Source organism: Methylobacterium sp. E-065, from assembly GCF_022829605.1.
In the GTDB taxonomy this organism is placed as follows: Bacteria; Pseudomonadota; Alphaproteobacteria; order Rhizobiales; family Beijerinckiaceae; genus Methylobacterium.
In genome coordinates, this window is record NZ_JAKSYD010000114.1 from 247,661 (window position 1) to 273,988 (window position 26,328).

A 26,328-nucleotide genomic window follows, 5' to 3' on the forward strand; every position below is an offset into this window, starting at 1 on the left:
ACCGATTCCGAAATTCGAGTTCGTACGCGAAGAAGGCACGCGATTGATGAATGATCTCGAAGCACGCACGCAGGTCGAACTCGAAGCAGCCGTGTTCCGCCGGCTGGTGGCGCATCTGCGGACGCGCACGGACGTGCAGAACATCGATTTGATGAATCTCGCGGGCTTCTGCCGGAACTGCCTGTCCAACTGGTTGAAGGACGCCGCCGACGAGAAGGGCGTGGCGCTCACCAAGGACGCGAGTCGGGAGGCGGTCTACGGCATGCCGTATGAGGTATGGAAGGCGAAGCATCAAACCGAGGCCAGCCCCACGCAGCAGGCGGGCTTCGCGGCGAATCAAACCAAGGGGCATTGAGGAGCCGCGAATCGGTTCAGCTTCCGGTAAGTTCGCCCCATTAACCACGGGTCAGGGCGCAACTGCGCCGTGTAGTCCGGAGAGCCCCATGAACGCCCATTCGATGCCCAGCGCCGCGCAGCGGCCCGGCGGCGACGTCTCGTCGGCCGAAGGCGTGGCCGCCGACGAGCTGAAGCAGTTCATCGAGCGGCTCGAACGGCTTGAGGAAGAGAAGGCCGGCATCATGGGCGACATCAAGGAGGTGTTCGCCGAGCTGAAGGGCCGGGGTTTCGACTCCAAGGCGGTCCGCACCATCCTGCGGATCCGCAAGCAGGATCACAGCGAGCGCCAGGAGCAGGAAGCCATTCTGGAGCTGTACATGCAGGCGCTCGGCATGGCGTAGCCCGACGACACCGTGCCGGATCTTGGGTCCGGCACGGGAAACGGCACTTTCGCGGTCTTCAATGGGCTTCGGCAGGCGCCGGATGGGTTTCGTCAATCAGGCCCAGCGTCCGCCCCGGATAGCCGGCGGCGTCGAAATAGCGGGTCTGGCCGACCGTCTGATAGCGCAGGATCGTGGTGAGGCCGGTCGTGTCCGGCTCCGAGCGCAGGACATGCGTCTCCGCTTTCGGCGTCGCCCCATTGGCCAGCGCTTCCGTAAGCACCCGCCCGACCAGCGTGCCCTTGTCGGGGATCGTCAGATCGAGGATCCGCGCGATGGTCCTGCCGAGGTCGGCATTGCTCGCCGGGACCGGGCTTTCGAGGCCGGCGCGGAAGCTGGGGCCGGCGGCGCCCATCACGTTGCGCGTATCGGCCCGCGAGAAGCTGCCGTGCATGCCCTGGCCCTGCTGCAGCCCGGTATCGGAGACTTCCACGCCGCAGGTGGTCGGATCGGCGCAGCCGGTGGAGAAGCTCCGGAAGTTGACCACGATGGCGGGCATCGGCGTCAGGGCCGAGCCGTCCAGCGCGATGGCCGAAAGGGGCAGCGTGCCCGGGATCGAGCCCAGAGCGGCGCTGACGAATAGGCCGCTGACGTAATCCTGCCGGGACAGAGCCTCGACGACCCGCTGCGCCAGGGCGCGGTCGCAGTTCGGAATGTAAACGAGGTCCGAGCCGCCATTGGCCGCCACGACCACGTCGGGCTTGGCCGGATCCGTGCCGATCAGGCCGTTCGCGCGGCTCGGGAAGGTCTCCGCACCGAGCTTGGCGCCCTTGGCGTCCGGATCGAACAGGCCGAGGCCGAGCGCGTGCGCGATGTCGATGGCGACGAAGCCCGGCGGCAGCTGACGGCTCGGGACGCCCTTGTAGCTCTGGGTCGCGGAAAAACTCGTCGCGCTCTCCTTGGAGATGGTCGAGAAGCCGTGATCCGAGGTCAGGATCACGTCGGTCGTCTCCGCGAGCCCCTGGTCCTTCAGGGCGGCCAGCAGCGTGGCGAGGTTGGTGTCGGCGTTGCGGATGGCGGCAAGGCTGGTCGGGCCGTTGATGCCCGGGACCAGCCGGCCGAGACTGTCGCCCTGGTTGTGCTGGGTCCCGTCCGGATCGCGAGACCAGAACACCAAAACGAACGGCGCCTTGCGCGCCTTGAACAGCGGCAGCACCGCCTTGGCGGCGACATCGGCAAAATAGGCCTGCTGATCGACGTTGGCGGCGAGCGTTCCCGGCGCGTCGGCATTGCCGGCCGTACCGTTGGCACCGCGGGTCGGCGCCTGGACCGGCAGACCGGCGGTGCCGAGACGGACCTTGAGCTCGTCGCTCAGCGGGATCCCGGCGGGGCGGCCGGTGCTGTCATCGATCAGGATCGTCTCCTGGCCGGATCGGGCCGTGTGATCGAAGACCAGGGACGGCCCGAGCTTGCCGATGCTGGCGGTCGACAGCCCCCTGGCGTGCGCCGCCCGCAGGATCGTCTCCTCGTTCAGGTAATTGCCGGCGAAATGCTCATCGACATCGCCGAGCACCGGATCACTCTCCAGGAACGGCGTGAGGCTCTCGCCCGCCCCCGGCACCGGGAAGGCCGTGTAGATCGTGTTCCCGTACTGACCGGTATCGCCGAGCATGTGCCCGGTCGCCATCGCGGTGGCGTTCGGCATCGTAAAGGTCGGGAACAGGGAGTGGGTGTTGGTGAAGCGTACGCCGGCCTTCATCAGCCGATCCATGGTCGGGGCGTTGGCGGCGGTGACCATGCCGTAGCGCAGGCCGTCGGCGACGAAGAGCACGACGTTGCGGGTCTCGGCCTGAGCCTGGGACGAACCCAGGAGCGCCAATCCGATCAGGCAGGATGAGAGTGCACGCCGCACGACGATTCTCCGATGGTTTCGGTGACCGGCGTGAGGGCAGAGCGTGACAGACGCGTGACAGGGGCGCTTGCGAAGCGCGGTGGGCCGCAGATCGCCGACAGGGCCAACCATGGCGGCGATTACCCCTCGCCCCGCTTGCGGGGAGAGGGCTTCGGCGACCTCGTCGTCGCCGAAGCGAGGCGTTAGCCAAAGGTGAGGGGGCGATTCAGGACAAGACTCATACGGACACGTCCCCTCACCGCCGTTCCGGCTGCGCTTCCTGCAGGCACGACAAGGTGCCTGCCAGCCTCTCCCCGCACGCGGGGAGAGGGAGACGTCGCGGTGGCCCTCAGGCGGCGCGCTTGGACCGGTTGAGCAGCTTCCGGTTTACGAGCACCTCGGCGATCTGCACCGCGTTGAGGGCCGCGCCCTTGCGCAGGTTGTCCGAGACGCACCAGAAGTTCAGACCGTTCTCGATCGTCGCGTCCTCGCGGATGCGCGAGACGTAGGTCGCATCCTCGCCGGCCGCCTCGTGGGGGGTCATGTAGCCGCCGTTCTCGCGCTTATCGATCACCAGCACGCCGGGGGCGGCGCGCAGGATCTCGGTGGCCTTCTCGGGCGAGAGCGGACGCTCGAACTCGACGTTCACCGCCTCGGCGTGGCCGATGAAGACCGGGACGCGGACGGCGGTGGCCGTCAGCTTGATCTTCGGGTCGAGCATCTTCTTGGTCTCGGCGACCATCTTCCACTCTTCCTTCGTGTAGCCATCCTCCATGAACACATCGATGTGGGGGATGACGTTGAAGGCGATGCGCTTGGTGAACTTGCCGCCTTCCTTGATCTCGCCCGCGGTGAACACCGCGCGGGTCTGATTGAACAGCTCGTCCATCGCCTCCTTGCCGGCGCCGGAGACCGACTGGTAAGTCGAGACCACGACGCGCTTGATCGTGGCCGCCTCGTGGAGCGGCTTCAAGGCGACGACCAGCTGCGCGGTCGAGCAGTTCGGGTTGGCGATGATGTTGCGCTTGGTAAAGCCGACCACCGCGTCGGCGTTCACCTCGGGCACGATCAACGGCACGTCGGCGTCGTAGCGGAACGCCGAGGAATTATCGATCACGACGCAGCCCTGCTGGCCGATCCGCGGGGACCACTCCTTCGACGTCTCGCCGCCGGCCGACATCAGGCAGATGTCCGTGTCGGAGAAGTCGTAGGAATCGAGCGTTTTGACCTTGAGCGTCTTGTCGCCGAAGGAGACCTCCTGGCCCTGGCTGCGGCGCGAGGCCAGCGCCACGACCTCGTCGGCGGGGAAAGCCCGCTCGGCCAGGATATCGAGGATTTCGCGGCCCACGTTGCCCGTGGCGCCGACGACGGCGACCTTGTAACCCATCTCTCGTCTCCGCGCGGAAAGCCCCGACCGATCCGGGTGCCACGCTCAAGCCAGACATATCGGCCGAAGGATCGTTCCGGCCGGACGGCGCCCGCCGAACGGACGCGGCCGCGGATCCCATCCTCGACGGAGGTGGGATCGACGGCCTGCCCGAGCAAGGCGCGCCCGGAACAGTGCTGTCAAGGCCGGGGCCGATGCAACGATCGATTCACCCTGATGCAGGGAAATCGGTGACGGCCCTGGGATCGCCAGGGGAATTCAATCCTTCGCCCTGACGATCGCGGACGGAACACGCGGTTCTCTGTTCGCAGGGTGTCATGGTGGCGGGATCGGGGGAGGCACTGGACGGGCGCGCGCCCGCCGGTCCGATAGAAGGGCTTACCGGTTGGGTGACGCTGTCGCCGGGCGCCCTTGGCGTGCGTCTGGTGCTGGCCTCGGCCGTAATCGCCCTGCTCTGCGTCGCCGCATGGCGTCCGGGCCGCGGACCGGGTTCACCCGGGGGCGCAGCCGCTGTGGCGATCGAAGTCGACGGTGGCTTCAAGCCCAGGATGCCAGCCGCGCCGGCTGCGCTGCCGGTCCCCGTCGCCCTGTTCGATCTTGCGCAGCCCGGGATCGATCCGGTGCACGTCACCGCCGGGCTGGAGCCGCGCACGGGTCTGCGCGAGGACGTGCTGAGCCGCGGGGATGTGGCCACCATCGAGGCTCCCGCGCTGCGGCTGACGCTCACGCGCGGCACGAATGCCGGCGCGGCCCCGACCCTGTTCATCCTGATGGCCCGGCGCGCCGCTTCCGGCCCGTCCCTCGACCGGCCGGCGCTCGCGGTGGTCCGGACCGGATCACGCGGCCGGATCCAGACCAAGTTCGGTGCGGTCGATACCCTTGAGGTCACGTTTGGCAATCCCGCGCCTCGGACCTGCCTGGGATTCGTCACCCTGGAGGCCGGCTTCCGGCTCGACGGGTGGTCCTGCGCCCCGCTGGGACAGCAACCCGAGGCTCAGGCGCTGGCCTGTACGATCGATGCGCTGAGCTTCGTCGATCTCGCCGATCCCGAGACGACGGCTGCCTTCTCGGCGACAGCGCCCGTGTCCCGATCCTGCCCCGTGACGAAGGTTGCGGAGGTCTCTGGTCCGATCACACCCGCGGGGAAACGAGGGCGCAATAAAAAATAAGGCCTGAATGTGGCAAAACGCACAAGCTCAGCCATAAAGGCGGAACAACAGCCTCGCCCAAGCGTCTTATCGTGAAAGGCGGCGAACTGTTAAGCTTCGGTCGCCATACTGGTGGCACTCACACGCAAGGTTAGCCATGCGCTCGTTCAGGATCGCACTTCTCGGCGTTATCGCCGCTGCCGGCTTTGGCGCCTCTGCGCCGGCTCAAGCGCAGGACGGTTTCGTTCCCGGCCCAATTTATAGCGTGAGCCGTCCCCTTCCGATCCGAGTTCGCCCGCGCAGCTGGCTGGACGCCGGCAATGTGCCGCTGACCTCGAACGTTCCGGGCGCCGGCGGTTCGCGCAACCCGGCCCTGAACCCCTACCTGATCGCGGCATCGAACCAGCTGACCCCGCCCTACGGCCCAACCGATCGCTTCGGCCGCGGGATCCTGCCGGATCCGATCACCAACGGCCCGTTCATCGGCGCCCGCTCGTCGGCCGTCCGCAACGTCGACCTGTCCTTCGTCGACCGGCTGGACCCGACCTCGCCGCTTTACGGCCGCCCCTACTAAGGCGATTCGTCGAAACATGACGTGCTTTCGAGCGCGGGCCTTCGGGTCCGCGCTTTTCGTTTGCGACCTCGCGGTTTCGGGCCTTCACCGATACCGGTAATCCTGTATGCCAAGCGGTGCAGAAGCCGACAGGTTGCCGAGGCGGGATCCGAGCCATGAAGCCGTTCGACTGGACGACCGGATATCCGTCGCTGCGCATGCCGATGTTCGGGCGCAACTGCGTGGCGACCTCGCACGCGCTGGCCGCGCAGGCCGGGATCCAGATGCTCCAAGCGGGCGGCAACGCCGTGGACGCCGCCATCGCGACGGCCGCCGCCAAGACCGTGACCGAGCCGTGCAGCAACGGACTGGGCTCGGACGCCTTCTGCATCCTGTGGGACGGGAAGCAGCTGCACGGCCTCAACGCCTCGGGCGGAGCACCGGCGGCCTGGACCCGGGACTACTTCCTGAACAAGTACGGGCCGGCCGAGCGGCCGCCAATGCGTGGCTGGGATTCAGTCACCGTTCCGGGCGCGGTCGCCGCCTGGGTCGCACTGAGCGAGCGCTTCGGCCGCCTCCCCTTCGCCGACCTGATGCAGCCGGCGATCCGCATCGCCGAGCGCGGCTACCTCGCCCCGGTCGTCGTGCAGCAGAAATGGGCGGCCGCTGCCCGAATCGAGGCGATCACCCGGCAGCCGGGGTTCTCGGACTTCTTCCTGCCGAAGGGTCGGGCGCCGGAGGTCGGCGAGCTGGTGACCTTCCCCGGCGCCGAGAAGACCCTGCGGCTGATCGGCGAGACCAAGGGGGAGGCCTTCTACCGGGGCGAGATCGCCGCGGCGATCGCCGCGCATGCGCAGGCCAACGGCGGCGCCATGACGACGGCCGACCTCGCCGCCTACAAACCCGAATGGGTCACGCCGACGGCCCAGGATTATCGCGGCTCGACGCTCCATGAGATCCCGCCGAACGGCCAGGGCATCGCGGCGCAGATCGCGCTGGGCATCCTGGAGCATTTCGACCTCGCCGACCTGCCCGTCGACGGACCTGAGGCGCAGCACCTCCAGATCGAGGCGATGAAGCTCGCCTTCAGCGACACCTACCGGTACGTCGCCGATCCGCGCGGGATGGAGCTGACGCCCGAGGCGATGCTCGATCCCGCCTACCTGGCGCGCCGCGCCAAGCTGATCGATCGCAGCCGCGCCCAGGTGTTCGGCCCCGGCAAACCGCCCGCCGGCGGCACGATCTACCTCACCGCGGCCGACGAATCCGGCATGATGGTGAGCTTCATCCAGTCGAACTTCATGGGCTTCGGCTCCGGCGTGGTGGTGCCCGGCTGGGGCATCTCGCTGCAGAACCGCGGCTATGGCTTCGTGCTCGATCCGGAGAGCCCCAACGTCGTGGCCCCGGGCAAGCGGCCGTTCCACACGATCATCCCGGGCTTCCTCACGCGGGACGGCGCGCCGGTGATGAGCTTCGGCGTGATGGGCGGCAACATGCAGCCGCAGGGCCATGTCCAGACCCTGGTGCGGATGCTCGACCACGGCCAGAACCCGCAGGCCGCCTGCGACGCACCGCGCTGGCGCGTGAGCGAGGGCCTCGACATCAACGTCGAGTCGGCGATGCCGTCCGCGACCGTCGACCGGCTGAAGGCGCTGGGCCACCGGATCGAGGTGATCGAGGACAGCTACCAGGATTTCGGCGCCGGCCAGTTCATCTGGCGGATGGGTGATCCGGCGACCGAAGGCTACGTCGCGGCGAGCGATCCGCGCCGCGACGGGCAGGCGGCGGTGTGGTGAGGCGCTACTTCAGTTGCACGCTGTCGACCAGCTCGCGGAACTTCGCCAGCACCCCGGTCCGCTGATCCTGGCGGACCACGCCCAGCGCGCGCAGATAGCCATCCGGGTTGAAGCGAATGGTCTGCGAGACCACCACCGGTAGGTTGGTGGGCTGGTCGACCGCGCGGGCCACGATCTCGTGCCAGTCGACACCGTTCGAGCGGTAGCTCTGCGCCCGCTCGATCACGAAGTCCTTGAGCGTCTGGTTGGAGGCCAGGGCGGCGCGGGCGAAGCCGTCGCGCTGCTCGGCGGTCGGCGGCTGCTGCACCGCCTGGGCCAGGACCAGGATCGGCTGCTCCAGATTCTGCATCTGGTCCTTCGGCCCCTGGGTCAGCAGGACCGAATTGCCGGCCAGCACCCGGACGGGACGGAAGCCCGCCATATCGCCGACCCGGAAGGGCAGCGCGTCCACCTGCTCGGTCAGCGTGAGCGCGGGGCGCAGGGAGACCCCGGTCACCATCCGGCGCATGGTCTCCTCGGTCTCGGCGTCGGGCAGCGCCTGGGCGATGACGAGGCCCGTCACGCCGGGGGCGCCGATCACGAGGATCCACTTCCGGATCGGCGGCGCGGAGGCGTTCGGATCCGCGGGCTGCTCGCCGGTGTAGAGCATGCCCTCGTTGTCGCCGATCTTGATCTCCTCGCGCTTCTCGACCGCGAAGCCCTGGCTCAGGAGGTTCGCGTCGGTGAAGCCGCTGACCATCTCGGCGAAGGCGTTCGGCGGCAGTTCGACCACCGACACGGTGGCGCCGCCCTCCTTGCGCTCGAAGCCGGTGAAGCGGCGCGACAGCGACATGTCGGCGGGCGGCTCGAAGCCGAAGCGGGATCCCGGCGGGAAGACTGGCTCCCCGGCCCAGGCCGCGGTGCCGAAAACCAGATTCCCGAGGACGAGGGTCCACCCGAGACGCAGCGACAGGTTCCGCACCAGCATCAGCCTTCGTGTCACCAGGGCGGCCCGTCGGGCTGCGCCTCCCGCGATGCGTCGGACGCCGCGTCGCCGCTGTCAAGCGCCTGAGCAATCAGGACATTGGGAGCCCGGGTTCGCCCGCTCGGCCTGTCGTCGCACGCACCCGGCGCAGCGTCAGATTGCAGCGGCCCCCGGCCGGCAAAAACCCCGGCGGGGGGGCCTCGGCCAGCAGATCGGCGGATGGATAGAGCCGGTCGATCCCGTGGAAGATCAGCCGCGAGGCGCCCCCGATCACGACGGCATCCCCGGCGAGCAGCCGGATCGAGCGGGTCGGATCGGTACGCCGCAGCCCGCCGTAGCGGAACAAAGCGGGCGCTCCGAGCGACAGGGAGACGACCGGGGCCGCGAAATCCGCCTCGTCCTTGTCCTGGTGCAGGCCCATACGGGCGGCCGGATCGTAGAGGTTGATCAGGCAGGCCTCCGGCGGCGCGGGATACCGCGCCAGGTCATCCCAGGCCGCCAGCGCGGTCGACGGGATCGCGGGCCAGGGCCGGCTGGTCTCGGGGTGCGTCGGCTGATAGCGATAGCCGTCCCGGTCCGAGACCCAGCCGAGCGGCCCGGCATTCGACATCCGCACCGAGAAGGGCTGCCCGGTGCGCGGCATCCGGGGGATGACGGGCGGCGCCGCGTCGAGGATTGCGGCGACCTCCGCGGCGAGTCGGAGACGGGCCGCAGAATCGAGGTAGCCCGGGTGGTGGATCAGGCCCGGCGCCAGTTCGGTCGCCACTCAGGCGCCCGCTTCGTCCCGAGGGAGCACGCTCTTCTCAGCGACCGTCGTGTCGGCGGCGAGCCGATAGATCAGCGGCTCGCCGGTCCTGATTTCGAGGGCAGCGACCGCGTCGCTGGCGAGCCCGTCCAGCACCATCACCAGGGCCCGGAGGGAATTGCCGTGGGCCGCCACCAAGACCCGCTCGCCGCGCATCACCCGGGGCAGGATCGCCGCGATGTAGAAGGGCAGCACCCGCGCAGCCGTGTCCTTCAGGCTCTCGCCGCCGGGCGGGCGCACATCATAGGCGCGGCGCCAGAGGTGGACCTGTTCGTCCCCCCACCGCTTGCGCGCCTCGTCCTTGTCGAGGCCGGCGAGGTCGCCGTAATCGCGCTCGTTCAGCGCGCCGTCCCGCACCACCGGGATGCCGGCAAGCCCCATCGCGTCGAGCATGAGCGCGCAGGTATGCCGGGCCCGCACCAGCTCGGACGTGAAGGCGACATCGAACGACAAGCCCTCGCGCTGCAGCCGTCGGCCGGCAGCCTGCGCCTCCGCGACGCCGCGCGCCGTCAGCTCGGGGTCGCGCCAGCCCGTGAACAGGTTCTGGCGGTTGAATTCGCTCTGGCCGTGCCGAGTGAGGACGAGAAGGCGCTCCATAGGATCCCCGTCAGAGACCGAGCACATCCGTCATGCTGTAGAGACCCGGCGGCTTCGGGTGGGCCCACAGCGCCGCCTTGACCGCCCCCGTGGCGAAGAGCCCGCGGTCGGCGGCATGGTGGCTGATCGTCAGGCTCTCGCCCGCGCCGGCGAAGATCACGCTGTGATCCCCCACGACCGTCCCGCCCCGCAGGGTCGCGAAGCCGATATCGCCGGGCCTGCGCGCGCCGGTCTGGCCGTCGCGCGTCGAGACGCGGACCGCCTTCAGCTCTACGCCGCGGCCCTCCGCGGCGGCCTCGCCCAGCATCAGCGCGGTGCCCGACGGGGCATCCACCTTCATGCGGTGGTGCATCTCGCTGATCTCGATATCGAACTCGTCGCCCAACGATTTCGCCACGCGCCGCACGAGCTCCGCCATCAGGTTGATGCCGAGCGACATGTTCCCCGACTGCACGATCCGCGCGTGATACGAGGCCGCCTTCAGCGCCTCGCGATCCTCATCCGACAGGCCCGTGGTTCCGACCACGTGGACGATGCGGGCCTGGGCGGCCAGTTCGGCAAACTGGATGGTGGCCGCGGGCGTCGTGAAGTCGAGCACCCCGTCCGCGGCAGCGAAAGCGGCAAGCGGATCATCGGTGACGGCGACGCCCAGGGGCGCGAGGCCGGCCAGGATCCCCGCATCCTGCCCGAGGGCGGACGAGCCTGGGCGCTCGATCGCTGCCGAGAGCGTGCACCCCTCTGCTTCCGCGACGGCGCGCACCAGAATCCGTCCCATGCGCCCATCGGCGCCCACCACGACGAGCCGCATTCTGATCTTTGCCCTCTTATCCCGACAGAAGGGGAGCCGGCCTTGGGCCGCCTCCCCGCTGCCTAACGGATTCCGACGTGCCGGTCTAACACCAACATCCTGAGAAAAAGGCGCTTTTGCCCTCCCCCTTGCGAGGAAGGGCCAGGGGTGGGGGTGGTGCAGAAGGCTCCGTAACGACCCATCCTGCACGGACCCCCACCTCCAACTCCTTCCCACAAGCTCGATCGATCCCGGGCAGGCCCGGTATCGCTAGGGGAGGAGAGAGTGCCTCGGCTCACGAAGTAAAAATGTCGGAGCCCGGCTCCGGCGCGGCCGGAGCCCGTTTCAGATCAATCCTTCTCGGGGGCGATCGGCTCAAGCCCGCCGATGTGGCGCTGCGCGTAGAGCGGCAGACCAATCTGCTTGATCAGCTCCTGTTGCGTCTCGAGGAAGTCGATATGGCCCTCCTCGTCCGTCGCCAGATCCTCGAACAGGATCTTGGACACGCGATCGTTGATCGAATCGCAGTACTGCGCAGCTTCGAGATAGAGCCTGCGTGCCTCGTTCTCGGCCGCGAGATCGCACGCGATGATCTCCTCGACATTCTGACCGATGCGCAGGGGATCCAACTCCTGCAGATTAGGGAAACCGTCGAGGAATAGGATCCGGTCGACGAACCGGTCCGCATGGTTCATCTCTTCGATCGATTCCTTGCGCCAGAATTTGGCGAGGTCAATGTAGCCCCAATCATTGAGCATGCGGAAATGCAGCCAGTATTGGCTGACCGCGGTCAGCTCGCTGCGCAGGCCACGATTGAGATACTCGATGACCTTGGTGTCGCCCTTCATTGCCCCCGAACTCCTTCAGCAAACTCAGGCGGGGGCAGTCACATCAGGCGGCGACTCCCTCATCCGCAGTTTGGAATAAAACCAAACTACAAGCCTGAGCGCAAGCCGCGGAACAGGCATGGCTGCTGTCCGGCGCGCCGTCCTGACCCAGGGCCGTGCGCATGATATCCCGGATGGTCCGGGCGCAGCGCCCGCATTTCGGGCTGCATCCAAGGCAGGCATAGACCTGCGCGGGGGTCCGCGGACAGCCCGGACCCGGTGCCAGACAGGACCGAACGGCGCCGTCGGAGATGACATTGCAAGAACAGACGATCATGCGCCCCGCAGATCCCGCCTTTTCCGGCGTGACCCGCATGTCCGGGCCGCGCCACTCCTGTCCGCCAGTTTAGAAAAGTTGAAAAGTGGCGACTTTTCAATATCTTACCGGTCTTCCTCGGACATGGCATTCGGAGGCCGCTCGGTCAAGGGACGGGATTTGCCGGATGCAAATAACCCTCCCGGCGCGCTGTCAGCGGGCCAGTTCCCGCAGGCCCAACCGGATCAGCACCCGGGCCTCGGCTTCCGGTCCGGCTTCCTTCAGGGCGGCGGCGATCGCGGTCGCGGCCTGGACCTGCGGGTAGCCAAGATTGACGAGCGCCGACACCGCGTCGGCGACGGGGCCGGCGGGGGCACCCGCCTCGACAGCGCCGGCCAGGGCGACAAGGGCTGGATCGAGCGGCGAGAAGGCGGGCGCCTTGTCCTTCAGCTCGGCCGTAAGCCGGGCCGCGAGCCTTGGGCCAACGCCGGGCGCGCGGCTGATCGCACTTTTGTCCCCCGTCGCGATGGCGCCGGCCAGGGCATCGGGTTCCATGACCGAGAGCACCCCGAGGGCCACGCGGGCGCCGACGCCCTGTACGGTCTGGAGCAGGCGGAACCATTCCCGCTCGGCGTCGGACCGGAAGCCGTACAGGCGGATCATATCCTCGCGAACATGGGTCTCGATGGAGAGTTCGGCCGGCTCGCCGACCTTCGGCATGCGCTGGAGGGTCCGTGCCGAGCAATGCGCGATGTATCCGACCCCGGAAACGTCGAGGATCACGAAATCCTCGCCGAACGAATCCACGATGCCCTTGAGTTTACCGATCATTTCATGCCTGCCCGCTGCTGCGGATGGCCTACAGAAGCGCGGGCGCGTCCGCCAGACGCGCTTGAGTGGACCGGGACTTCGTGAAATCAGGGGCGCCGCGCCGGCCGAGCTTGGCCGGCTGCCGGGTGACAAGTCTGGGGGGACGACCATGCGCGCGCCACTTCTCGCTCTGCTGGGCCTGCTCGCCCTCGCGCCAGCCCGGGCGGCCGATGATCCCGCCGCGCCCGTTCCGGTCGCGCCGAGCGCGGATCCCACCCAGGTCCGTCCGGGGGCCTACGTGCTCGATCCCGACCACGGCAAGATCACGTGGTCGGTCTCGCATCTCGGCTATTCGACCTATTACGGCCAGTTCGCCGGCCTGACCGGAAACCTGACCCTCGATCCGAAGAGCCCGGAGAAGAGCCAGCTCTCGGTCAGCGTGCCGCTCGGCGGCGTGATCACCGGCAGCACCCGCCTGAACGAGCATCTCGCGGCGCCGGACTTCTTCGACACGACCAAGTTCCCGACGGCGAGCTTCACCGCCACCAAGGTGGAGCCGACGAGCCCGACAACGGCGCGCATCAGCGGCGACCTGAATCTGCGCGGCACCGTGCGCCCGCTGGCGATCGACGCGACCTTCAATCAGGCCGGCATTCACCCCGTGGACCAGCGCTACACGGTCGGCTTCGACGGGCGGGCCGTGATCAAGCGCTCGGAGTTCGGCATCAACGCCTACCTGCCGCAACTCGGGGACGAGGTGACGTTGCGGATCGAGGGCGAGTTCAAGGCGGCCCCGTAGCGCCCCGGCAGCCGAGTTTATCCTCGAAAGGGAGATGAACGCCGCGGCGCAACTCCCCACCGCTGCGGCCTGTCGGATTCACCCTTCTGGGACAAGCGCCGAACCCATTGAGTAAAGGCGCTTTCCCCCTCCTTGCGGGGAAGGGCCAGGGGTGTGGGTGGTGCAGAAGGCACCACACCGCTCTTTCCTGCACCACCCCCACCTCCAACTCCTCCCCGCGCGGGGGAGGAGAACGCGTCTCGGCCAGCGATATGTAAAGATTGTCGCCTGCCGAGGGGGAAGAGAAGGCGCATGGCAGGTCTGGACCATCAGATCTGTTGATTGAACCCGGATCGCAAACCCGACTGCGGAGACTTGCACGATGCGGATGGCCTTGATTCTTCTGCCCCTGATCCTCGCCGGTCCGGCGGTGGCGCAGGTGCCCGCTGCGCCCGCGCCAGCCTCGGCCCTCGATAATTATGCGGACGCCGCGACCACGACGATCATCGCCGAGCAAGCGTGTCCGGGCGTGCAGGTGAAGGCCGGCCAGCTGACGAACCTGCGCCTGGCCGCACGGGTCAATACCGGCCAGGAACCGGTACTTCAGGAGAAGCTGCGGACCCGCGCAACGCAGGTTCGCCAGCAACTGGCCACGGTGGGCCGGGATGCTTGGTGCGCGAATGCTCTCCAGGCCTTCGGGCCGGACGGTTCCGTGGCGAAGGGCATCCTGGTCACCGGCGCGCGGTTCCGCTGAAGCAGACCGCGGCAGCAGATCGCAAAGGTAGGCCGCGAAGGATTGACACGCGGCCGCACGGTCCCTAGTGACCAAGCATGGCGCGCGGCCTCTCTTCGGGGTCTGCGCGTTTCGCGTTGTTCGGGCTCAAGCCCGGCAATGACTTCAAACAAGAAGCCGGTCCAGGGGCAGCCGCCCCGGAGGCCGTTCGAGAACACGAGAGAACGATGTTCGCAGTCATCAAGACGGGCGGTAAGCAGTACCGCGTCGCCGCTAACGACACCATTACCATCGCCACCCTGGCCGGCGAGGCCGGCGAGGCCGTGACCTTCGGCGAGGTCCTCCTGTTCGCGGACGGCGCGGGCGCCACCCAGGTCGGCGCGCCGACCCTGTCGGGCATCAGCGTCACGGGCGAGATCGTGCGCCATGGCCGCGACAAGAAGGTAATCGCCTTCAAGAAGCGCCGCCGGCAGAACTCGCGCCGCAAGCGCGGCCACCGGCAGGACCACACGGTGGTCCGCATCACCGGCATCTCGGCCTAAGGCCGGCTCAACGCTGGGCGCGTCACGGTCCCTAGGGACCCGATCCGCGACCGCATCGCAGCAGATCAGACTTCGGAGCTCATCCCATGGCACACAAGAAAGCAGGCGGCTCGTCCCGCAACGGCCGCGACTCGGCCGGCCGTCGTCTCGGCGTCAAGAAGTTCGGCTCGGAGGCCGTCATTCCGGGCAACATCATCGTGCGCCAGCGCGGCACCAAATGGCATCCCGGCGCCAATGTCGGCATGGGCAAGGACCACACGCTGTTCGCGCTGGTACCGGGCCATGTCCACTTCGAGACGCGCCGCGGGCGCGACTTCGTGACCGTAGCACCGCTGGCCGAGGCCGCGGAATAACAGGCGGGCGCCCAGAGTGGCGAAGCTGGCGTCCCGCCCGGTGTCCCACACCGGACCGGCGACGTCGTAGCCCAGCCCCTGACGGGCCGGATCGGACGGAACACCGGGGAGGATGGGACGCCATCCTCCCCTTCGTCGTCTTGAGGCGGTGCCCCGAAGCCGGGCGCATCGCCCTGCGAGGGCACGATGTTCCCCGATCTGACCCGTGACGATGTCTTCCGGATCGAAACACAGCGGCTGTGGCTGCGCTGGCCGACCGCGAAGGATGCGCCGGCCATCGTGATGCTCGCGGGCGAGCGGTCCGTAGCCGAGATGACGGCCCACATTCCGCACCCGCTCGATCGCCTCGCGGTCGACGATTTCCTCATCAAGGTCCGCGGCGCCAACAGTGCCGGAACGGGCCTGACCCTGGCCCTCGCGCGCCGCGAGAGTCCCGGCAGCCTGATCGGCCTGATCGCGATCACGGAGACCGACGGCACGCCGCATCTCGGCTACTGGCTCGGCCAGCCCTGGTGGGGAAACGGGCTGATGAGCGAGGCAGCGGCAAGTCTGATCCACGCCTTCTTCGCGTATGCCAGCGGGGAGCGGCTGACGTCCGGTGCCCTGCCGGAGAACCGCGGTTCGCAGCGGGTGATCGAGAAGGTCGGCTTCCGCTGGACCGAACGGCGCGCGGCTCCAAGCCCGGCGCGGGGCGGCCCGCGGCAGCTGGACTGGTTTGCCCTGGAGCGCGCCGAATGGGTCCGGCACCGGGCCATGTCCGAGCCGCACCCGGCCTCGGACTTGGCCCTGGCCTCCTGACGATCCGGATCGCCGTAGGGCGGCCCCGCATCCCATATGTCGCGCGGGGTCGCTTCCGGGCGGCTCGTAGCATGAGAGACGAACCGTGAAATTCCTCGACGAAGCCAAGGTCTATGTCCGCTCCGGCGACGGCGGTCCCGGCTGCGTCTCGTTCCGGCGCGAGAAATTCATCGAGTTCGGCGGCCCGAACGGCGGCGACGGCGGGCGCGGCGGCGATGTCTGGGTGGAGTGCGTCGAGGGACTGAACACCCTGATCGACTATCGCTACCAGCAGCACTTCAAGGCCAAGAAGGGCGAGCACGGCATGGGCTCGAACTGCCATGGCGCCAACGGCGCCGACACGGTGCTGAAGGTCCCGGCCGGCACGCAGATCTTCTCCGAGGACGGCGAGACCCTGTTGGCCGACCTGACCGAGGTCGGCCAGCGGATCCGGCTGGCCAAGGGCGGCAATGGCGGATTCGGCAACGCCTACTTCACCACCTCGACGAACCGGGCCCCCAAGCACGCCAATCCCGGCCTGGAAGGCCAGGAGATGTGGATCTGGCTGCGGCTGAAGCTGATCGCCGATGCCGGCCTCGTCGGCCTGCCCAATGCCGGCAAGTCGACCTTTCTGGCGAGCGTCACGGCCGCCAAGCCGAAGATCGCCGATTATCCGTTCACGACCCTGCATCCGGGGCTCGGCGTGGTGCGCTCGGACGGGCGCGAGTTCGTGCTCGCCGACATTCCCGGGCTGATCGAGGGGGCGCACGAGGGCGTCGGCCTCGGCGACCGCTTCCTCGCCCATGTCGAGCGCTGCCGGGTGCTGCTGCACCTCGTGGATGGCACGACCGAACATGCCGGCAAGACCTACAAGCTGGTCCGCGGCGAGATCGAGGCCTACGGCAACGGGCTGGCCGAGAAGCCCGAGATCGTCGCCCTCTCCAAAGCCGACGCGCTCGATGCCGAGACGCTGAAGAGCCAGGTCGCCAAGCTGAAGCGCGCCGCCGGCCGCGCGCCGCTAGTCCTGTCCTCGGCGAGCCGCAAGGGCGTTCCCGAGGCGCTGCGGGCGCTCCAGGCCCAGATCGATGCGAGTGTCGAGGCCGAGCGGGTGCCGGTGGCCGCGTGGGAGCCTTGAGTAGCGCGCTAACGACGGGGCTCGGCGTGCAGGCCCGACGTGTGATGGAATGCGGATCGCCGCACACTGGTCCTGCGTCATCGGACAGGAACGGGACGTTCGGTCGATAGTGTTGTTCAGCCGCCGGATGACCGCAACGCGGTTCCCTTCCTAGGCCCGCTCTCCGCACACGGCTGTTCAAACCACCCCGCTTCGTCCAAACCGCGCCGATGAGCCGCGCATCGTCAGAATCATGATCCCGACCCTCGAAGATTTCCGCCGCGTCGTCATCAAGGTCGGGTCGGCGCTCCTGGTCGATCGGACCGCCGGGCGCCTCCGGCATGCCTGGCTCGCGGCGCTGGCCGAGGACATCGCAGAGTTGCACGCGCGCGGGGTCGACGTGCTGGTCGTGTCCTCCGGCAGCATCGCCCTGGGACGCACGGTGCTGGGCCTGCCGCCCGGGCCCCTGCGGCTGGAGGAGAGCCAGGGCGCGGCCTCGGTGGGGCAGATCACCCTGGCCCGGCACTGGGCCGAGGCGCTCGGCCATCATGGCATCGTGGCCGGCCAGATCCTGGTGACACCGCAGGACACGGAGGAGCGCCGCCGCTACCTCAACGCCCGGGCGACCGTGCTGAAACTGCTGGAAATGCGCGCCGTGCCGGTCGTCAACGAGAACGACACGGTGGCGACCTCCGAGATCCGGTACGGCGACAACGACCGCCTCGCCGCCCGCGTCGCCACGATGATCGATGCCGACGTGCTGGTCCTGTTCTCGGATATCGACGGCCTCTACACCGCACCGCCGAAGAGCGATCCGGATGCGCGCCATCTGGCTGTGGTCGAACGCATCACCCCGGAGATCGAGGCGATGGCGGGCGGGCCGGCCTCCGAGCTGTCGCGGGGTGGCATGCGCACCAAGGTCGAGGCCGCCAAGATCGCCGTGTCCGGCGGCACCCATCTGGTGATCACGGATGGGCGCGGGAAGAACCCGCTGAAGGCCCTCCGGGAAGGCGCGCGCTGCACGTGGTTCCTGTCCGGTTCGACGCCGACGGCGGCGCGCAAGACCTGGATCGCCGGCTCCCTCGAACCGCGCGGGACGCTCACGATCGATTCCGGCGCCCTGAAGGCCTTGCGGGGCGGCGCCAGCCTGCTTCCCGTCGGCGTCCGGGCGATCGAAGGCAGCTTCTCCCGCGGGGATGCCGTGGTGATCCGCGACCCCGAGGGCCGTGTCCTCGGGCGCGGTCTCGTCGCCTACGACAGCGCCGAAGCGACCCTGATCATCGGTCATCCGAGCGCACGCATCCCGGACTTGCTCAACTATCCCGGTCGCGCCTGGATGGTGCACCGCGATGACTTGGCATTGTTCTAAGACTGTTGTGAACGATCTGCATTCAGTTCGCCCGGGCCCCGTTAAGTATTGTTGTCCTGCGTGCTGCGGCACACTTGTCGGCGTGCTGTACGATGTGCAAATACGGCTCCCTGCCCTGTCGCGCCGTTGAGCGGCCGTCGCCAAACGAGGACGCCAGCGTGCCCGTCCTGAATCTCAGATCGGACTTCGCCGAGGCCGATGCCCTGCCGGAGCAGATGGCGGCGATCGGCCGGCGTGCCCGGGCCGCCGCCCGGCAAATGGCATTGGCCTCGGCCCAGACCAAGGACATCGCCTTGAAGGCGATCGCCGCACGCCTGCGGGCCAGCGGCGACGAGATCGTGGCGGAGAACGCCCGCGACGTCGCGGCCGCGCAGAAGGCCGGCCAGACCGTGGCCCTGATCGACCGGTTGACGCTGGATCCCGGCCGTCTGGCCGCCATGGCCGATGCCGTGGAAAAGATCGGGTCGCTGGCCGATCCGGTCGGCCGCCAGCTCGCCGCCATCGAGCGGCCGAACGGACTGCTGATCGAGCGCATCACCGTCCCGCTCGGCGTGATCGGCGTGATCTTCGAGAGCCGGCCCAACGTCACGGCGGATGCCGGCGCGCTCTGCCTGAAGGCCGGCAATGCCGCGATCCTGCGGGCTGGTTCGGACAGCCACCGCAGCGCCATGGCGATCGCCCGGGCGATGAGTTTGGGGCTGGCCGATGCCGGCTTGCCTGCCGAGGCGATCCAGCTCGTGCCGACCCGCGACCGGACGGCGGTCGGACTGATGCTGTCCGGCCTCGACGGATGCGTCGACGTGATCGTGCCCCGGGGCGGCCGCGGCCTCGTGGCCCGCGTCCAGCAGGAAGCGCGGGTGCCGGTCTTCGCCCATCTCGACGGGATCAACCACGTCTACGTCGCCGCCGGGGCCGACCTCGACATGGCGCGGACCGTCCTGCTGAACAGCAAGATGCGTCGCATCAGCGTCTGCGGCGCTGCCGAGACCCTGCTGGTCGACCGGGCCTGCGCCGGCACGCATCTCGCGCCGCTCGTATCCGCCCTCTTGGATGCGGGTTGCGCGGTCCGCGGCGACGCCGCAACCCGCACCGTCGACCCCCGGGTCACCGCCGCCTCCGAGGAGGACTGGCACACCGAATACCTCGATGCCGTCATCGCGGTTCGGGTGGTGGACGGGATCGGGGCGGCGATCGAGCATATCGAGACCTACGGCTCGCACCACACCGACGCCATCATCACGCAGGACGATGCCGAGGCCACGCGTTTCCTGGCCGAGGTCGATTCGGCGATCGTGACCCACAACGCCTCGACGCAGTTCGCCGATGGCGGCGAGTTCGGATTCGGGGCCGAGATCGGGATCGCCACTGGGCGGATGCACGCCCGCGGCCCGGTCGGCGTCGAGCAGCTCACGACCTTCAAGTATCGGGTGCACGGCAGCGGCCAGATCCGTCCGTGACCGCGGTTCAAGGTCCGGCGTGCGGCTGAACCTGCCGCCGAACGCCCCCGGCATGCGGATCGGCCTGTACGGCGGGTCCTTCAACCCCGCTCATCTCGGTCACCGTCACGTGACCCTGATGGCGATGCGCCGTTTGGGGCTGGACCGCGTCTGGTGGCTCGTGAGCCCGGGCAACCCACTGAAGAGCCGCAACGCCCTCCCGGCCGTCGCCGACCGGTGTGCCCTCGCCAGCCGGATCGCCCGGCATCCGCGCATCGCGGTGACCGGGTTCGAGGCGACGCTGGGCGTGCGCTTCACCGTGCAGACGCTGCGCTTTCTCAGGCGGCGCTGCCCGGGCATTCACTTCATCTGGATCATGGGCGCCGATTCGCTCGGCACCTTCCACCGCTGGAAAGGCTTTTCGGAAATCGCGCGGCTGATGCCGATCGCGGTGATCGACCGGCCCGGCTGGACCATGACCCCGCTGAGCGCCCGGGCGTCGCAGCGGCTTGCAAAAGCGCGTATCCCCGAGGAGGCCGCATCGACGCTCGCGCTCCGCCGCCCGCCTGCCTGGACCTTCCTGCACGGGCCGCGTTCGAGCCTGTCCTCGACAGAGATCCGTAACGGTATGCAGGGACGCAACCGTGACGCGGCACCGGCGCAGTTGCAATCGCCGCCCGATGCCGCCAATTTCAGGAACGACCGCGGGGCGTGACATCGCCGCGCGGCACCACGAGGAATCAGGACGCTGCCCGAAACTAACCCCACGGAGACAATCCGCACTCCCGCTCCTGCCCCGGGTGAGCCCGGTCAGGCGCGCGCGGACGACCTCAAGGCCCTCGCCCTCGAATGCCTCGACGAGATGAAGGCTGAGGAGACGATCGCCATCGATCTCGTCGGGAAGACGTCGCTCGCCGACACGATGATCATCACGTCGGGCCGTTCCCAGCGGCACGTGGGCTCGATCGCCGATAAATTCATCCAGGAGATGAAGAATCGGGGATACGGCAACGCCCGGGTCGAGGGCATGCCCGCTTGCGACTGGGTGCTGATCGATGCCGGCGACGTGCTGGTGCACGTCTTCCGGCCCGAAGTGCGCGGCTTCTACAACCTCGAGAAGATGTGGGGCGCGGATCGACCGGTCGGCCTTGCGGTCGGTTAGGCGGGCGGTTGCGCCTCCTGCTGGCGGCGGTCGGGCGGCTCAAGGCCGGGCCCGAGCGCGAGTTGGCGTCACGATATCGCGAGCGCGCCGGTCAATTGGGCCGCGGGCTCGGCTTCCCCGCCTGTGACAGCGTCGAGATCCCGGAATCCCGCGCGCGGCGCGCCATCGACCGTTGTGCCGAGGAGGCGACGGCACTCGGCGCTCTGCTTCCGCCCGGCGGGGTCTTGATCGCCTATGATGAGCGCGGCCGCGCCGATCTCCCTAGCGAGACCCTGGCCGAACGATTCGCCGGCTGGCGTGATGCATCCCGGCCGGCCCTGATGGTGGCGATCGGCGGCCCGGACGGCCTCGATGCCTCAATTCGGACGAAGGCCGAGCTGATTCTGTCGTTCGGGGCAGCGACCTTGCCCCACGGACTCGTGCGCGTGCTCGCCCTCGAACAGATCTACCGCAGCCTGACCATCCTGGCCGGCCACCCCTATCACCGGGGCGAGGCGGGCTGACCGGCGTGGCGCGGATCGACATCGAGACCGGTTGGGCACGGCGGTCGGTAGAGGCCGCGCGCCGTCTATACACCGACACTCCCAGCCAATTTCCTCATATTGAGGTGCCCGCATCAGCGGGCCTCGAAGGAGGGCTCCAGATGTCGCTGCGTCCCCTGGAGCCCTCCTTCGCGGCCTCCGCTGCGCTCCGGCACCTCAGGATGAGGGGGTTGGGTGGGATCGGCCTGGGCCGGTACCTGCCCATCCTTCTCCTTCTGGCGGCCGCCTGCCTCGCCGCGCCCGTACACGCCGAGCCGCCCTCCCCCGCGGATGCCGAGGCCACGCAGCGCGCCAACGAGGAACGCGACCGACGCGCCGAGAATTTGAAACGCGTCCAGGATGCGCTGGCCGCCAGCACCAGCCAGCGCGCGCAGTTCGAGACCGAGATCGCCGCGATCGGGTCCGACCGGTCCAAGCTGGATAGCGCCCTCCTCGATGCCGGCCGGCAGGCGCAGGCGACCGAGGAGCGGCTGAGCCGCCTGGAGGAGCGCCTGAAGGCGATGACCGAGAGCGAGTCGGCGATCCGGCGCTCGTTGCAGGCCCGCCGCGGCGTCGTCGCCGAAATTCTGGCCGCGCTGCAGCGCATGGGCCGGCGCCCGCCGCCCGCGGTCCTGGTGAGCCCGGAAGACATGCTCGCCGCCATCCGGACCTCGATGCTGCTCGGCGCGGTGGTGCCGGAGCTGCGCGGCGAGGTCGATACGCTCGCCGCCGATCTCGCAGAAATGATCCGCCTGCGCGGGCTGATCGCCCAGGACAAGGAAGGCCTCAGCAACGATCTCGCCGGTTGGGCGCGGGAGCGGCAGCGGCTCGAAGCCCTGGTGGCGGCGCGGCGCGCCCGTCAGGCCGAGGTCGAGAGCGGCCTCAACGCCGAACGCCGCCGCGCCGCCGAACTGGGCACCCAGGCCAAAAGCCTGAAGGACCTGATGGACCGGACCGAGGCGGAGGCCGTTGCGGCGAAGCGCTCGGCAGAGGAGGCCAAAGCGGCGGCTGAGCGCGAGGTGAAGGCGACGCAGGAGCGATTTGCCGCGGCCGGCTTCCGCGACCCGGCCCGGCTGGCACCGAAGGTGCATTTCGCCGATTCGCGGGGCGAAGTGCCGCGGCCGGTGAGCGGAAGGCTGGCGCGGGCGTTCAATCAGCCCGACGGCAATGGCGGAACCACCCGCGGCGTGTCGTTTTCGACCCGTCCGAAGGCGACGGTTTCCTCACCGGCCGACGGTTGGGTGCAGTTTGCGGGTCCGTTCCGGTCTTATGGCCAACTCTTGATCATCAACGCGGGCGACGGCTACTATCTCCTGCTCGCGGGGATGGAACAGATCAGCGTCGAGGTCGGCCAGTTCGTGCTCGCGGGCGAGCCGGTTGGCAGCATGGGCGAGAAGGGCGCGGGCCTCAACGGGTCCGAGGGCGATCCCACCCTGTACGTCGAGTTCAAGAAGGACGGCGGCTCCATCGATCCGGAGCCGTGGTGGGCAAAGAGCCCGAATAATACGGTACTTGGCGAGAAGGTTCGCGGCTGATGCGCAAGACTTCCCTGATCATGCTCGGCGCCTTCCTGGGTGCCGGCACCTCCATGGTGGCCACCCAGACCGACTTCCTGTCGGGTCCGCGAGCCGTCGCCGCCTCGGCCGAAACCTATCGCCAGCTCAGCCTGTTCGGCGACGTCTTTGAGAAGGTCCGGACCGACTACGTCGAGAAGCCGGACGAGTCGAAGATGATCGAAGCGGCCGTCAACGGCATGCTGACGTCGCTCGATCCGCATTCGAGCTACATGGACGCCAAGGCGTTCCGCGACATGCAGACCACCACCCGCGGCGAGTTCGGCGGGCTCGGCATCGAGGTCACGATGGAGGACGGCCTGATCAAGGTCGTCACGCCGATCGACGATACCCCCGCCGCCAAGGCGGGCCTGCTCGCCAACGACGTGATCACGCAGATCGACGACGATCAGGTGCAGGGGCTGACCCTGAACCAGGCGGTCGACAAGATGCGCGGCCCGGTAAACTCCGCGGTGAAGCTCAAGATCAGCCGCAAGGAGTCGAAGGAGCCGATCGACGTCACGCTCACCCGCGACGTGATCAAGATCAAGCCGGTGCGCTCGAAGATCGAGGGCGGCGACGTCGCCTATATCCGCCTGACCCAGTTCAACGAGCAGACCTTCGACGGCATGCGCGCCGCCATCGACAAGCTCACGAGCGAGATCGGGGCCGACAAGATCAAGGGCTATGTCATCGACCTGCGCAACAATCCGGGTGGCCTGCTCGATCAGGCCGTGATGGTGTCGGATGCGTTCCTGGATCGCGGCGAGATCGTCTCGACCCGCGGCCGCAACCCGGACGAGACGCAGCGCTTCTCGGCCAAGTCGGGCGACCTTACCAAGGGCAAGCCCGTGGTGGTGCTGGTGAACGGCGGCTCGGCCTCGGCTTCGGAGATCGTGGCCGGCGCCCTGCAGGATCACAAGCGCGCGACCATCATGGGCACGCGCTCCTTCGGCAAGGGCTCCGTGCAGTCGATCATCCCGCTCGGCGGCTCCGGCGCCCTGCGGCTGACCACGGCGCGCTACTACACGCCGTCCGGCCGCTCGATCCAGGCGAAGGGCATCGAGCCCGACGTCGAGGTGCTGCAGGAGGTACCGGACGAGCTGAAGGGCAAGGACGAGACCAAGGGCGAGGCCGGGCTGAAGGGCCATCTGAAGCAGAAGGATACCGACGAGCGGGGCGGCTCCTCCGCCTATGTCCCGCCGGATCCGGCCAAGGACAAGCAGCTGATCTCGGCCGTCGACTTCCTGCACGGCATCCAGAAGGGCGCCGCCAACGGGACGCCGAGCGCGCAGCAGCAGAAGCCGAGCCTGCCGAACTGACATCCGAAGCCTGAAACGACGTCTTGCGATCCCGTCCGGCCTGAAGCCGGGCGGGATTTTTATCTTCGGGACCGGACCTTAGAGGATCGTTAACCATACCGGTCCGCAATGGCGTCGGAGATCCGCGCCGCTCCGGCGTGGTTGGAATCGCGATTCCGCATCGAGCGCCGCTTGACCGAATCCAACCACGATATCCTCACGCGCCCCCTCGGGGTGGCGGAGGCCCAGGTGCCGGACCAGCCCAGCGGGCGGTTCGGCCGGTTCGTCGCAACCCTGCGCCGGCCGAAAGTCGCGGCTGGGGCGATCGCGGCGGCCCTCGTGGCGTCGCTCGGCCTCGTCGTGGCGCTCGGCGATCCCCAGGGCGGCGAGCCCCACGCGGAGGCCGTGATCGTAATCCACGAGGCCGCGGCGCGCCCGCCGGCTCCGGTCGCTGCCGTCGAGCCGCAGGTCGCCACCACGGCGCCCGGGCAGGGGCAGCTCCAGCGCAGCGCGGAGGAGGTCGAGTCGGCTTCGGGCGTCACGGTGGTGCGCCCGCTGGGCTCCGGCCCCACTGACGCCGTGGTGATCCGTGTCCCGTCCCCAACCGCGCCGCGTCTGGCCGCCGCTCCGGATCCCCGGATCAGCGAGACCGGCCGGCACGGGATCATGCCGAAGCTCGGCGAAGGCCGGGTGCGCGCGCTCGATGTCTACGCCCGGTCCGAGGAACCCGGAACCGGCCCCCGCATCGCCATCGTGGTGACCGGCCTCGGTGTCGGGCAGGCCGCCACGGCCGGCGCCACCGCCCGCCTACCGGCTGCCGTCAGTCTGGCGTTCCTGCCGTACGGCAGCGAGGCCGAGCGCGCCGCGGCGCGGGCCCGCGATGCCGGGCATGAGGTTTTCCTCCAATTGCCGATGGAGCCGTTCGACTATCCGGACAGCGACCCCGGGCCGCAGGGGCTGCTCACGTCCCTCAAGGGACCCGAGAATGCCGATCGCCTCGCCTGGGCGCTGGCGCGCTTTCCCGGCTATGTCGGCACCGTGAACTTCATGGGATCGAAGCTGATGGCGGATGCCGCCTTCGAGCCGATCCTGCGCGAGATCGGCGCCCGGGGCCTCGGTTTCCTCGACGACGGAACCGGCCCGAAGCCGACGTCCGCCCCCGCCAACAAGTCCCGCACCCCGGTCGCCCGCGCCGAGATCGTCCTCGACGCGACCCCGCGGGCCGACGCCATCGACGCCGCCCTGGCGCAGGCCGAGGCGCGTGCCCGTGCCAACGGGTTCGCGCTCGTCTCGGCCAGCGGCGCCGCGCTGACGGTCGATCGAATCGCGCGCTGGGCGCGCGACCTCGATACCCGCGGGCTGCGCATCGTCCCGGCCAGCGTGGCGTTACGCGGCGCCCGCGACAAGCGCGTCTCTACGGCTGATTGAGTGCAGGCGCGCTCGGCTCCCGCCAGAATGGATTTCGCGCCGGGTTGGCGCCCTCCGCACCTTGGTGGCGTTGCCGCGGCCCGCGCCACTGACCTATGGTCCGGCCAATGACAACGGATCTGGATCCGGGCAGCCTGCCCTACCGCCCCTGCGTGGGCATCGCGCTGATCGCACGGTCGGGCGGCGTGTTCGTCGGGCGCCGAACCAAGGATGCCGGCCCCGAGCACGTCGCCGGTCCGCATATGTGGCAGATGCCGCAGGGCGGGGTGGACCCGGGCGAGGATCCGGAGGCGGCGGCGCGCCGCGAACTCTACGAGGAGACCAATGTCCCGCCGGAGGCGATCCGCAAGCTCGCCGAGATCCCGGACTGGCTCCCCTACGATCTGCCGCCCGACGTCATGAAGCAGGCCTGGAAGGGTCGCTACCGTGGGCAGACCCAGAAATGGTTCGCCTTCGGGTTCGAGGGCCGGGAGGAACTGATCGACGTCCTCCAGCCGGGCGGGGGCGCGCACAAGGCGGAGTTCGACGCATGGCGCTGGGCGCGGTTCGACGAACTTCCCGAGTTGATCATACCGTTCAAGCGACCGGTCTACGAGCAAGTGGTTACGGCCTTCTCGGGCCTCGAGCGCTGGGCGGACCCGCGGTGACGCGGCAGCCGGGGTCC

29 protein-coding genes are annotated in these 26,328 nt (G+C 68.8%); 20 read left to right on the forward strand and 9 right to left on the reverse strand.

Annotated features, from left to right (window positions below; all coding sequences use genetic code 11):
* Positions 1-46: 46 nt before the first annotated feature.
* Both MKK84_RS15380 and MKK84_RS15385 read left to right on the forward strand, forming a co-directional pair.
* On the forward strand, positions 47-355 hold the full coding sequence (locus tag MKK84_RS15380; RefSeq protein WP_243921359.1) for a DUF1244 domain-containing protein: 309 nt from the start codon (positions 47-49) through the stop codon (positions 353-355).
* Positions 356-458: 103 nt separating this feature from the next.
* A complete protein-coding gene (locus MKK84_RS15385; RefSeq protein ID WP_243921361.1) occupies positions 459-737 on the forward strand; it encodes a DUF2312 domain-containing protein in 279 nt (92 codons plus the stop codon).
* 58 nt (positions 738-795) lie between these two features.
* On the opposite strand, the gene MKK84_RS15390 is transcribed toward MKK84_RS15385, so the two are convergent.
* Together MKK84_RS15390 and MKK84_RS15395 are read right to left on the reverse strand one after the other, a co-directional pair.
* Complete coding sequence (locus tag MKK84_RS15390; protein WP_243921085.1) at positions 796-2,628, reverse strand: alkaline phosphatase family protein; 1,833 nt, start codon at positions 2,626-2,628, stop codon at positions 796-798.
* 328 nt (positions 2,629-2,956) lie between these two features.
* A complete protein-coding gene (locus MKK84_RS15395) occupies positions 2,957-3,994 on the reverse strand; it encodes an aspartate-semialdehyde dehydrogenase (RefSeq protein ID WP_243921087.1) in 1,038 nt (345 codons plus the stop codon).
* A 317-nt stretch (positions 3,995-4,311) separates the two neighbouring features.
* Here MKK84_RS15395 and MKK84_RS15400 point away from each other — a divergent pair, with 317 nt between their 5' ends.
* The 3 genes from MKK84_RS15400 to MKK84_RS15410 all read left to right on the forward strand — a co-directional run bounded on the left by MKK84_RS15400 (position 4,312) and on the right by MKK84_RS15410 (position 7,491).
* Entirely contained in the window at positions 4,312-5,163 is an 852-nt protein-coding gene (locus tag MKK84_RS15400) for a hypothetical protein (RefSeq protein WP_243921089.1), read from the forward strand.
* Positions 5,164-5,299: 136 nt separating this feature from the next.
* A complete protein-coding gene (locus tag MKK84_RS15405) occupies positions 5,300-5,716 on the forward strand; it encodes a hypothetical protein (RefSeq protein WP_313899337.1) in 417 nt (138 codons plus the stop codon).
* Positions 5,717-5,871: 155 nt separating this feature from the next.
* Positions 5,872-7,491, forward strand: a complete 1,620-nt coding sequence (locus MKK84_RS15410) for a gamma-glutamyltransferase family protein (RefSeq protein ID WP_243921092.1) — start codon at positions 5,872-5,874, stop codon at positions 7,489-7,491.
* A gap of 4 nt (positions 7,492-7,495) precedes the next feature.
* On the opposite strand, the gene MKK84_RS15415 is transcribed toward MKK84_RS15410, so the two are convergent.
* The 7 genes from MKK84_RS15415 to ruvA form a co-directional block, all read right to left on the reverse strand.
* Positions 7,496-8,458, reverse strand: coding sequence for a hypothetical protein (locus MKK84_RS15415; protein WP_243921094.1), 963 nt, complete (start codon positions 8,456-8,458; stop codon positions 7,496-7,498).
* Between the two features lie 88 nt (positions 8,459-8,546).
* A complete protein-coding gene (locus MKK84_RS15420) occupies positions 8,547-9,221 on the reverse strand; it encodes an alpha-ketoglutarate-dependent dioxygenase AlkB (RefSeq protein WP_243921096.1) in 675 nt (224 codons plus the stop codon).
* Positions 9,222-9,857: a 2,3-bisphosphoglycerate-dependent phosphoglycerate mutase gene (locus tag MKK84_RS15425; RefSeq protein ID WP_243921098.1), complete on the reverse strand. Its 636-nt coding sequence runs from the start codon at positions 9,855-9,857 to the stop codon at positions 9,222-9,224.
* A gap of 10 nt (positions 9,858-9,867) precedes the next feature.
* Complete coding sequence (gene dapB, locus MKK84_RS15430) at positions 9,868-10,665, reverse strand: 4-hydroxy-tetrahydrodipicolinate reductase (RefSeq protein WP_243921100.1); 798 nt, start codon at positions 10,663-10,665, stop codon at positions 9,868-9,870.
* Between the two features lie 329 nt (positions 10,666-10,994).
* Positions 10,995-11,492 carry a bacterioferritin gene (bfr, locus tag MKK84_RS15435; RefSeq protein WP_243921102.1) on the reverse strand — a complete coding sequence of 166 codons (498 nt, stop codon included), beginning with the start codon at positions 11,490-11,492 and terminating at the stop codon, positions 10,995-10,997.
* A 43-nt stretch (positions 11,493-11,535) separates the two neighbouring features.
* On the reverse strand, positions 11,536-11,808 hold the full coding sequence (locus tag MKK84_RS15440; protein ID WP_243921363.1) for a bacterioferritin-associated ferredoxin: 273 nt from the start codon (positions 11,806-11,808) through the stop codon (positions 11,536-11,538).
* A gap of 192 nt (positions 11,809-12,000) precedes the next feature.
* Positions 12,001-12,618 (reverse strand): Holliday junction branch migration protein RuvA, encoded by a 618-nt coding sequence (gene ruvA, locus MKK84_RS15445; RefSeq protein WP_243921104.1) that lies wholly within the window; start codon positions 12,616-12,618, stop codon positions 12,001-12,003.
* A gap of 148 nt (positions 12,619-12,766) precedes the next feature.
* Here ruvA and MKK84_RS15450 point away from each other — a divergent pair, with 148 nt between their 5' ends.
* From MKK84_RS15450 to MKK84_RS15520, 15 genes are all read left to right on the forward strand, one after another.
* Entirely contained in the window at positions 12,767-13,396 is a 630-nt protein-coding gene (locus MKK84_RS15450) for a YceI family protein (RefSeq protein ID WP_243921106.1), read from the forward strand.
* Positions 13,397-13,763: 367 nt separating this feature from the next.
* Positions 13,764-14,129, forward strand: a complete 366-nt coding sequence (locus tag MKK84_RS15455) for a hypothetical protein (protein WP_243921108.1) — start codon at positions 13,764-13,766, stop codon at positions 14,127-14,129.
* A 206-nt stretch (positions 14,130-14,335) separates the two neighbouring features.
* A complete protein-coding gene (rplU, locus tag MKK84_RS15460; protein ID WP_238286425.1) occupies positions 14,336-14,650 on the forward strand; it encodes a 50S ribosomal protein L21 in 315 nt (104 codons plus the stop codon).
* Positions 14,651-14,736: 86 nt separating this feature from the next.
* A complete protein-coding gene (gene rpmA, locus MKK84_RS15465; RefSeq protein WP_243921109.1) occupies positions 14,737-15,003 on the forward strand; it encodes a 50S ribosomal protein L27 in 267 nt (88 codons plus the stop codon).
* A gap of 186 nt (positions 15,004-15,189) precedes the next feature.
* Positions 15,190-15,801 (forward strand): GNAT family N-acetyltransferase, encoded by a 612-nt coding sequence (locus MKK84_RS15470; protein ID WP_243921111.1) that lies wholly within the window; start codon positions 15,190-15,192, stop codon positions 15,799-15,801.
* Positions 15,802-15,886: 85 nt separating this feature from the next.
* The gene (obgE, locus tag MKK84_RS15475; protein WP_243921113.1) at positions 15,887-16,915 is read left to right on the forward strand and encodes a GTPase ObgE; all 1,029 of its coding nucleotides are present in this window, start codon (positions 15,887-15,889) and stop codon (positions 16,913-16,915) included.
* Between the two features lie 232 nt (positions 16,916-17,147).
* A complete protein-coding gene (gene proB / locus MKK84_RS15480; protein ID WP_243921115.1) occupies positions 17,148-18,263 on the forward strand; it encodes a glutamate 5-kinase in 1,116 nt (371 codons plus the stop codon).
* 158 nt (positions 18,264-18,421) lie between these two features.
* Positions 18,422-19,720, forward strand: coding sequence for a glutamate-5-semialdehyde dehydrogenase (locus MKK84_RS15485; RefSeq protein ID WP_243921117.1), 1,299 nt, complete (start codon positions 18,422-18,424; stop codon positions 19,718-19,720).
* 19 nt (positions 19,721-19,739) lie between these two features.
* Positions 19,740-20,414: a nicotinate-nucleotide adenylyltransferase gene (locus MKK84_RS15490; RefSeq protein ID WP_313899338.1), complete on the forward strand. Its 675-nt coding sequence runs from the start codon at positions 19,740-19,742 to the stop codon at positions 20,412-20,414.
* Between the two features lie 60 nt (positions 20,415-20,474).
* A complete protein-coding gene (gene rsfS, locus MKK84_RS15495; protein WP_243921367.1) occupies positions 20,475-20,861 on the forward strand; it encodes a ribosome silencing factor in 387 nt (128 codons plus the stop codon).
* Between the two features lie 8 nt (positions 20,862-20,869).
* On the forward strand, positions 20,870-21,364 hold the full coding sequence (gene rlmH, locus MKK84_RS15500; RefSeq protein ID WP_243921119.1) for a 23S rRNA (pseudouridine(1915)-N(3))-methyltransferase RlmH: 495 nt from the start codon (positions 20,870-20,872) through the stop codon (positions 21,362-21,364).
* A 200-nt stretch (positions 21,365-21,564) separates the two neighbouring features.
* Entirely contained in the window at positions 21,565-22,917 is a 1,353-nt protein-coding gene (locus MKK84_RS15505) for a murein hydrolase activator EnvC family protein (protein ID WP_243921369.1), read from the forward strand.
* On the forward strand, positions 22,917-24,257 hold the full coding sequence (locus tag MKK84_RS15510; protein ID WP_243921121.1) for a S41 family peptidase: 1,341 nt from the start codon (positions 22,917-22,919) through the stop codon (positions 24,255-24,257). Before MKK84_RS15505 ends, MKK84_RS15510 begins: the two co-directional genes overlap by 1 nt.
* A gap of 171 nt (positions 24,258-24,428) precedes the next feature.
* Positions 24,429-25,664, forward strand: coding sequence for a divergent polysaccharide deacetylase family protein (locus MKK84_RS15515; RefSeq protein WP_243921123.1), 1,236 nt, complete (start codon positions 24,429-24,431; stop codon positions 25,662-25,664).
* Between the two features lie 95 nt (positions 25,665-25,759).
* On the forward strand, positions 25,760-26,311 hold the full coding sequence (locus tag MKK84_RS15520; protein WP_243921125.1) for an RNA pyrophosphohydrolase: 552 nt from the start codon (positions 25,760-25,762) through the stop codon (positions 26,309-26,311).
* Positions 26,312-26,328: the final 17 nt, after the last annotated feature.